The organism is Leucobacter sp. M11, assembly GCF_035726885.1.
Taxonomy (GTDB): domain Bacteria; phylum Actinomycetota; class Actinomycetes; order Actinomycetales; family Microbacteriaceae; genus JAPFRB01.
Map to the genome: position 1 here is coordinate 520275 of NZ_JAPFRB010000001.1, position 8269 is coordinate 528543.

Annotated in this window: 6 protein-coding genes; 3 read left to right on the forward strand and 3 right to left on the reverse strand. The window is 73.6% G+C overall.

The features are described 5' to 3' along the window. Positions 1 to 266: 266 nt before the first annotated feature. From OOT08_RS02665 to OOT08_RS02675, 3 genes are all read right to left on the reverse strand, one after another. The gene (locus OOT08_RS02665; RefSeq protein ID WP_325090997.1) at positions 267 to 1703 is read right to left on the reverse strand and encodes a diguanylate cyclase; all 1437 of its coding nucleotides are present in this window, start codon (positions 1701 to 1703) and stop codon (positions 267 to 269) included. A 74-nt stretch (positions 1704 to 1777) separates the two neighbouring features. Further along, entirely contained in the window at positions 1778 to 2512 is a 735-nt protein-coding gene (locus tag OOT08_RS02670; protein WP_325090998.1) for an alpha/beta fold hydrolase, read from the reverse strand. A gap of 170 nt (positions 2513 to 2682) precedes the next feature. Beyond that, positions 2683 to 3639 (reverse strand): LysR family transcriptional regulator, encoded by a 957-nt coding sequence (locus tag OOT08_RS02675; RefSeq protein WP_325090999.1) that lies wholly within the window; start codon positions 3637 to 3639, stop codon positions 2683 to 2685. Positions 3640 to 3777: 138 nt separating this feature from the next. Here OOT08_RS02675 and OOT08_RS02680 point away from each other — a divergent pair, with 138 nt between their 5' ends. The 3 genes from OOT08_RS02680 to OOT08_RS02690 form a co-directional block, all read left to right on the forward strand. Next, positions 3778 to 7236: a bifunctional proline dehydrogenase/L-glutamate gamma-semialdehyde dehydrogenase gene (locus OOT08_RS02680; RefSeq protein ID WP_325091000.1), complete on the forward strand. Its 3459-nt coding sequence runs from the start codon at positions 3778 to 3780 to the stop codon at positions 7234 to 7236. A 127-nt stretch (positions 7237 to 7363) separates the two neighbouring features. After that, entirely contained in the window at positions 7364 to 7537 is a 174-nt protein-coding gene (locus tag OOT08_RS02685; protein WP_325091001.1) for a hypothetical protein, read from the forward strand. A 42-nt stretch (positions 7538 to 7579) separates the two neighbouring features. Further along, positions 7580 to 8269: CoA transferase (locus OOT08_RS02690; protein ID WP_325091002.1), on the forward strand; the 690-nt coding region annotated here is incomplete at its 3' end.

Consider the following 8269-nt stretch of genomic DNA (forward strand, 5'->3'; position numbering starts at 1 on the left):
GACGAGGCTGATCAGCACCTCGGGGTGTCGGGTCAGGATGCCCGTCATGAGGAGGTAGCCCTCCGGGGCGTCCTCCTCGGTCGCGAAGCCGGACACGAGTTCGGCGGCGGTGAGGGCATCGGCAATCGCGCTGAGCTGTTCCTGACGAGTCATGCCTCCACCCTAGGGGACGACGTCCGGTTCCGGTCGTTCTCCCCGCCCCCGGCAGGCCACGGATGTCTCGGCGCGCGCGCGAGGATCGCCCCGCGCGCAGCCGGTGGCTCGGCTCAGTCTCGCTCGCTCCACGCGGTGACGGTCACCCGGTTCTTCCCCTGCCGTTTCGAGCGGTACATCGCCGCGTCGGCCGCGGCAACGAGCTCCGCCCCGAGCGCGGCGCCGGCGTCCGCGCCACCGTCGTGGTGCACGGCCCCGATGCTGGCCGAGAGGCCGCAGGCGACGGGCATCCGCCCCAGCTCCGCGAGCGCCGCCCGGGCCCGCTCGGTGATCGCGGCGAGGTCCCCGGGGCCGACGCCGGGGCAGATCAGCAGGAACTCGTCCCCGCCGAGCCGAGCCACCGTGTCCCCCGCGCGCAGCGAGCGGGTGAGCCGGTCCGCGGCGAGCCGGAGCACCTGGTCCCCCGCGCCGTGCCCCTCGCGGTCGTTGATCGCCTTGAACCCGTCCAGGTCAACGAACACCACGCCGAGCCCGTCGCCCGATCCCCGCCGGTCGCCGAGGAGGGCGTCCAGGGTTTCCTCCGCGCGCCGCCGATTCGGCAGCCCCGTGAGCGGGTCGTGGCTGGCCCGGTGTTCCAGGCTCCGCAACAGGCTGAGCCGTTGCAGGGCGGGCACCGCGCCGTCGGCGAGGGAGCGCAGGATCCCGAAGCGGTCGTCGTCGCCCTGACAGGGGCGCGGGAACCAGCAGGTGAGCACCCCGAGCACCCGGCCGTCGGCGAGGAGCGGCAGCGCGGTCGCCGCCTCCACATGCGCGGCGGCGTAGTCCCCGGCGTCCTCCGGGTACTGCGCCGCGATCTCCCCGGGGTCGCAGAGCGAGACCCGCTCGCCCCGGAACAGGGCGTCGAGGTCCGGGCCGGACAGGGCCCGGAGCGGGCGCTCCCCGGCAATCGTGCGCAGGCCGCCGTCCGGGGTGACCAGGCCCAGGCTGACCCGCGGCGTGTCGCTCGCCTCGATGGCCGCCGAGACGAGGGACTCGCCCAGCTCGGCTTCGCTGTGGGCCTGGGCGGCCCCGGCCGCCGCGGCCTGCAGGATCCGAACCCGCTGCGCCTGGTCCTCGGCGACCCGACGAGACTCGAGCAGGCTCCGCTCGTACTCGTGGCGCTGATCCGCCTCCAGGAAGGCGAAGCGCAGCCGGACACCCCCGGCCAACTCGGGGGCGTCCTCGGCGATCGCGCTCACGAAGAAGGTCCGATCCGGCCGCCCCTCGGCCCCACGCACGGAGAGGGCCATGCCGTTCACGAAGCGCTCCTCGAGGAGCTTGGGCAGCAGGCGGCTCTCCCAGAACAGCCGGCTCGCTCCGGTCAGCCGCTGCCCGAGGTAGGCCCCGGGAACGTCGGCGGTCGCGCGGCCCGACAGCTGCGCGAAGCGGGGGTTGACGAGAATGATTCGGCTGTCGCCGTCGGTGACGACGAGCCCGCAGGGCGCGAGCTCGCCGAGCAGCGCGGCCTCGGCGTCCGCCCTGCGTTCCCGGGGCTCGGGGAGCTCGGGCACGGGCCGCGGCCCCGGCGGCGGCGTGGCGACCGGGAGGGGCGCGGGGGAAGCCTCCGGGCTTTCGCCCAGGGCACTCACGCCTCCGCCAGGATGCGCCGGGCGACCTCGGCGGGCGCGGAGAGGTGCGGATAGTGCCCGGTCGCGTCGAGCCGGTCCACGCGCGCGGCCGGGAGCCGCTGCGCGAGGTACGCGCCGACCGCGTCCGGCACGACCAGATCGTCGGCCGCAAACAGTGCGTGGCAGGGCACGGTCAGCCGATCGAGGTCGGCCCGGTGATCCGAACGATAGACGACCCGGGCAAACTGCCGCGCGACCTCGCCGTCGAGGCGCGCGAAGCTGCTCCGCAGCTCCTCGGCCAGCTCGGGCCGCCCGGGGTTCGCCATGAGCGCCGGGGCCATGGTCTCGGCCCACCCGAGGTAGTTTTCGTCGATGCTGTCGAGGAGGCCGTCAATGTCCGATGCCTCGAAGCCGCCCTCGTATCCCGCGTCGTTCAGGTAGCGGGGCGAGGCCCCGAGGAGCGTCAGCGAGCGGAACAGCTCCGGGGCGCGGTTGGCCGCGAGCACCCCGATCATGCCGCTCACGGAGTGCCCGACATAGCGGACGGGCCCCAGCGACAGCTCGCGCACGAGCGCAACCAGGTCATCCGCGTAGCCGTCCAGGGAGGCGTAGCGGGCGCGGTCGTAGTCCGCGAGCAGGGTGTCCCCCGAGCCCATCAGGTCGTAGCTGAGGACCCGGAAGCGCTCGGCGAGCAGCGGTGCCACCAGCCGCCACATGCGCTGGTCGTTGCCGTAGCCGTGCCCGAGGAGCATTGGCTCCGCGGCCGGATCGCCGAGGGCCGTGAGGCCGTGCCGTCGGGCGCGCGTCCCCCCTGGATCATCCGGTGCGTGTGCGATGGCGTTCCCCTCCCGTGGCCAGGGCCGGCGCGCCCACTCCCGGCGTCCGGGCGGGTGTCCGCGGGGCCGGCATCCTGCCCCCTAAGTTACTCTCCCCGGCTGAGAGGAGCCAAGCGCTCGGGCGGCTCCTCGGATTCGGCGCCCAACGCGACCACGACCGCGTCGAGGGCCTCGCGCACGGCGTCCACCGCGGGGCGAGCCACCCCCGCGTCGCGGGCGGCGGTGAACACGGTGCGGCGGGGCCGGCCGGGGAGCGGGATCAGCCGGGCCCCGGGCTCGCGCCCCGCCCAGACGAGCCCCGGCAGGAGCGCGACCGCGTTCCCCGAGGAGACGAGGCTCACGTGGGCCTGCAGATCCGCGCTTTCGTAGCGAATATCGGGCTCGAAGCCGGCGACCCGGCACGCCTGCAACGCCCAGTGCCGGGACGCCGCCCCCGCGGGCTCCAGCACCCAGGGCCGGTCCGCCGCCTCCGCCAGGGAACGCACCGTCGCCCAGCTCGGATCCGGATCCGTCCCGGGCACCGCGAGGCTGATCTCGTCGCTGATGAGGGGCAGCCGGTCGAGCCCCGGGTGGTGCGGGGCCGAGTGCCCCGGGTACTGCTCGGCGACGACGAGGTCGAACTCGCGCGCCCAGGTGTCGTGCAGCGCGGTCTCGGGCTCGTGCTGGACCATCTCCAGCCGCACCCCGGGGTGCCGCTCGCGCAGGCGGCGCAGGGCCGCGGGCATCAGCGCGAGCACCGCGGTCTGGAAGATCGCGAGCCGAACCGTGCCGCGGACGGTCTCCCCCGCCTCCGCCAGCTCGGACTCGGCCCGCTCCATGACCGTGAGGATCTCCTCGGTGCGGGCGACGAGGATCTCGGCCTCTGGGGTGAGCTGCACGCGCCGCCCGACGGGCCGCAGGAGGGGGACGCCGACCTCGCGTTCGAGCTGCGAGAGCTGCTGGGAGACCGAGGAGGGGCTGTAGTTCAGCGCCTCGGCCACGCTCGCCAGAGTGCCGCGCAGACTCAGTTCGCGAAGCAGGCGGAGCCGCCGGAGATCCAGCACAGGGGCCTCGATTCAATAGGTCAGTTTTCCTGATGATTATCCATTATTTTCCTTCACTGTACCTAATGCGTTCCCCGGGCGATACTGAGAGCATCCCCGGCCCACGCAATCCCGCGGCCACGAGCAAAAAGGCACAGCATGACCCTTCCCAACGACACCGCCGTCTCCCCCGATTCCCTCGCCGATGAGGCGACCGCCCTGGTGACCCGCTGGCTCAAAGAGAGCGCGTCGATCCCCGTCGACACCTCCGGCCAGCGCCTCGCCGGGGTGCTCAGTGACCCGAACGGGCTCGATTTCACCGTCGGCTTCGTCGACGGCGTCGTCCGGCCCGAGGACCGCAAGATCGCGGGCCGCAACCTCAAGCAGCTCGTCCCCCTCACCCCGAGCTTCCTGCCCGGCGTGATGAAGCAGGCGATCAAGCTCGGCGGGGCCTTCGCCACCTCGATGCCCGGCATTGTCGTGCCGACCGCCCAGGCGGTGCTGCGCAGCATGGTCCGCCACCTCATCGTGGACGCGAGCGATCAGAAGCTCGGCCCGGCCCTCGCCAAGATCAAGCAGTCCGGCGCGAAGCTGAACATCAACCTGCTCGGCGAGGCCGTGCTCGGCGCGGCCGAGGCCGATAAGCGCCTCGTCGGCACGGAGAAGCTGCTCCGCCGCCCCGACGTGGAGTATGTCTCGATCAAGGTGTCCTCCACCGTCGCCCCGCACTCCCCCTGGGCCTACGAGGAGAACGTCGCGCACGTCATCGGCAAGCTGCGCCCCCTCTACGAGATCGCGGCGCAGGCCTCCCCCCGGAAGTTCATCAACCTGGATATGGAGGAGTTCAAGGACCTCGACATCACGATCGATGTCTTCACGCGGATCCTCGACGACCCCGCCTTCCTGGACCTCGAGGCCGGCATCGTGCTCCAGGCGTACCTGCCCGACGCCCTCCCCGCGCTCGAGCGGCTCACCGCGTGGGCGCAGCGCCGCGTTGACGCCGGCGGCGCCCCGATCAAGGTGCGCGTCGTGAAGGGCGCGAACCTGCCGATGGAGCGCGTCGAGGCCGGGCTGCACGGCTGGCCGCTGGCCACCTGGGGCTCCAAGCAGGACTCCGACACCCACTACAAGCGCGTCCTCGACTTCGCGCTGCGCCCCGAGAACGCTCGCGCGGTGCGCATCGGCGTCGCCGGACACAACCTCTTCGACGTGGCCCTCGCCTGGCTGCTCGCGAAGGCCCGCGGGGTGCAGAGCCGGATCGAGTTCGAGATGCTGCTCGGCATGGCCACGAACCAGGCCGAGGTCGTCAAGCGCGAGGTCGGCGGGCTGCTCCTCTACACGCCCGTCGTGCACCCCACCGAGTTCGACGTCGCGATCTCGTACCTGATCCGCCGCCTGGAGGAGGGGGCGAGCCAGGAGAACTTCATGTCCGCCGTCTTCGACCTTGGCGACAACCCCGCGCTCTTCGAGCGCGAGCGCCAGCGCTTCCTCGCGTCGCTCGCGGAGATCGGCTCCCCCGCCCAGCCCACCAACCGCGTGCAGGACCGCACGGCCCCGGCCGAGCCGGCCCCCCGCACGGGCTTCCGCAACGAGGCCGACACGGACCCCGCGATCCGGGTGAACCGCGAGTGGGGCCGCGCCATCCTTGAGCGCGTCGCCACGAGCGAGCTCGGCAACGCCACCGTCGCCGCGCACACGATCACGGACCAGGCCGGGCTCGACGCCGTCTTCGCCCGCACCGAGGCCGCCCGCGGCACCTGGAGCACCTTGAGCGGGGCCGAGCGCGCCGAGATCCTGCACCGCGCGGGCGACGCACTCGCGGCCCGGCGCGCGGATCTGATCGAGGTTGCCGCCGCCGAGGCTGGCAAGACCATCGACCAGGCCGATGTCGAGATCAGCGAGGCGATCGACTTCGCGCACTTCTACGCCGAGCTCGCCCGCGAGCTGGACGACGTGGACGGCGCCGTCTTCTCCCCCGTCGGGCTGACCGTGGTGACCCCGCCGTGGAACTTCCCCGTCGCGATCCCCGCGGGCTCCACCCTGGCCGCGCTGGCCGCGGGCAGCCCCGTCATCATGAAGCCCGCGACCCAGGCCCGCCGCTGCGGCGCCGTGCTCGCCGAGGCGCTCTGGGAGGCCGGGGTGCCCGCCGACGCGCTGCAGTTCGTGCAGCTCGGCGACCGCGCCCTCGGCACGGCCCTCGTGGCCGACCCGCGCGTGGAGCGGCTGATCCTCACGGGCGGCTACGAGACGGCGGAGCTGTTCCGCTCCTTCCGGAACGACCTGCCGCTGCTGGCCGAGACGAGCGGGAAGAACGCGATCATCGTGACTCCGAGCGCCGACTACGACCTCGCCGCGCGCGACGTCGCCCAGTCCGCCTTCGGCCACGCCGGGCAGAAGTGCTCCGCGGCCTCCCTCGTGATCCTCGTCGGCTCCGCGGCGACCTCGCGCCGCTTCCGCACGCAGCTGCTCGACGCGGTCGCCTCCCTCGAGGTGGACTACCCGACGAACATCAGCGCCCAGATGGGCCCGATGATCGCCGCGCCCGCTGGCAAGCTCCTCTCGGGCCTGACGACCCTCGGCCCGGGCGAGTCCTGGCTCATCGAGCCGAAGCAGCTCGACGACAGCGGCAAGCTGTGGAGCCCCGGCGTCCGCGAGGGCGTCACGAACGGCTCCGAGTACCACCTGACCGAGTACTTCGGCCCGATCCTCGGCATCATGACGGCGGAGACGCTCGACGAGGCCATCGAGATGCAAAACCGCGTCGACTACGGCCTGACCGCGGGCATCCACTCCCTCGACCGGGACGAGCTGGGCACCTGGCTCGACCGGGTCCAGGCCGGAAACCTGTACGTGAACCGCGGCATCACGGGCGCGATTGTGCAGCGCCAGCCCTTCGGCGGCTGGAAGAAGTCCGCCGTCGGCGCGGGCGGCAAGGCGGGCGGCCCGAACTACCTCGTGGGCCTCGGCCACTGGGCCAGCGCCCCCTCGGCGGCGAAGGGCACCCCCTCCGGCGCGGCCGCCGGAATCCTGCCCGCGACGAGCGGCCTCTCCGAGTTCGACCGCGGCTACCTGGCCCGCGCCCTGACGAGCGACGGGGCCTGCTGGAAGCGCGAGTTCGGCACGGCCAAGGACGTGCAGGGCATCGAGGCGGAGCGGAACGTGTTCCGGTACTTCCCCGTGCCGGTCACGGTCCGCCTGGCCGAGGCCGGGGCCGTCGCCCCGAGCGCGGACGCCGCCTCCGGCGTCGCCCAGCTCGTGCGCGCCGCCGCCGCCGGGCTCACGGCGGGCTCGCCGCTCACCGTGTCGAGCGCGGTTGAGCTGCCCGCCGACCTCGCCGCCGTGCTCGCCCGCGCGGGCGCCCGCGTCACGGTGCAGGACGACGCCGCCTTCGCCGCGGGCCTCGCCGGCACCCGCGAGGGCCGGATCCGCGTCATCGGCCAGGCGGCCGTGCCCGCGATCGCCACGGCGCTCGGCGGCATCCCCGATGTCGCCCTCTACGCGGAGCCCGTCACCGAGTCCGGCCGCGTCGAGATCCTGCCCTTCCTCCGGGAGCAGGCCGTCTCCGTGACGGCGCACCGCTTCGGCACGCCCAACCGCCTCACCGAGGGACTGCTCTAGCCCGGATCGCTCCGGCGCAGCGCCCGGCCCCGTCCCCCACGCACACCGCGGGGGACGGGGCCGTTCCCGTTCACCCACCAGCGTGGCTCTGAGGCTCCTCACACCGGGACGGTGTTGAATAGGAGACATGACCGATGCGCCCTCTCCCGTTTCCGCGCCGCAGCCCGCCGAGGCTGAGGCGCACGATCCCCTGCTCGGCGCTCCCGGTTACGACCCCAAGCGCCCAAAGCTCTCCGCGCTGCCCGTGCTCGCCGGGCTCGGCATCACCGTGGTGATGCTGCTCATCGGCCTGCTGGCCTAGGAACCGCGCCCGCCTCGGCTGCGCCAGAAGCCCCGATCTACGATGACCGAGCCCAGCCGCGGCACCCCGCGGACCCCGAGCACCCGATTGAACGGTGTGCTCGACGCGGAGGGGCTCGTCACCGACGCGGCAACGGCCTACGCCGCCGAGGCCGCGCACGCGCTCGGCTCCCCCGAGCTGCGGGTCAGCCCCGCCCGCCTGGAGGCGAACCTCCGCTCACTTGAGGTCCTGACCGTCAACGGGCGCTCCGCGACCCCCTGGGCCCCGCTGAGCGGCTTCTTTCCCGTCTCCGGCGGGGACTGGGTGCGCACGCATGCGAACTCGCCCTGGCACCGGGACCGCCTCTGCGCGCTGCTCGGCCTGCCCGATGCCGCGAACGCCATCCAGCTCGCCGCCGCGCTCGCCGAGCGGGACGCGGCCGAGCTCGAAGCGCTCGCGCACGCGGCCGGTGCCCTGCTCGTGCGCGTCCGGGACGCCAGCGAGGCGGCGGCGATTCTGGACGACGCGCCCCCGGTCCGCTGGGACACGCCCCCGAGCGAGGCCGGTCGCGCTGGCGGAGCGCCCGGGGGAAGCCGCGCGGACCGCCCCCTGCGGGTGCTGGACCTGACCACCGTGATCGCCGGGCCGACGGCGGGACGCGCCCTCGCCGCGATCGGCGCGGATGTCCTCCGCGTCGATGACCCGAACCGACCCGAGCTGCCCGATCTCTTTCTCGATACCTCGGCCGGAAAA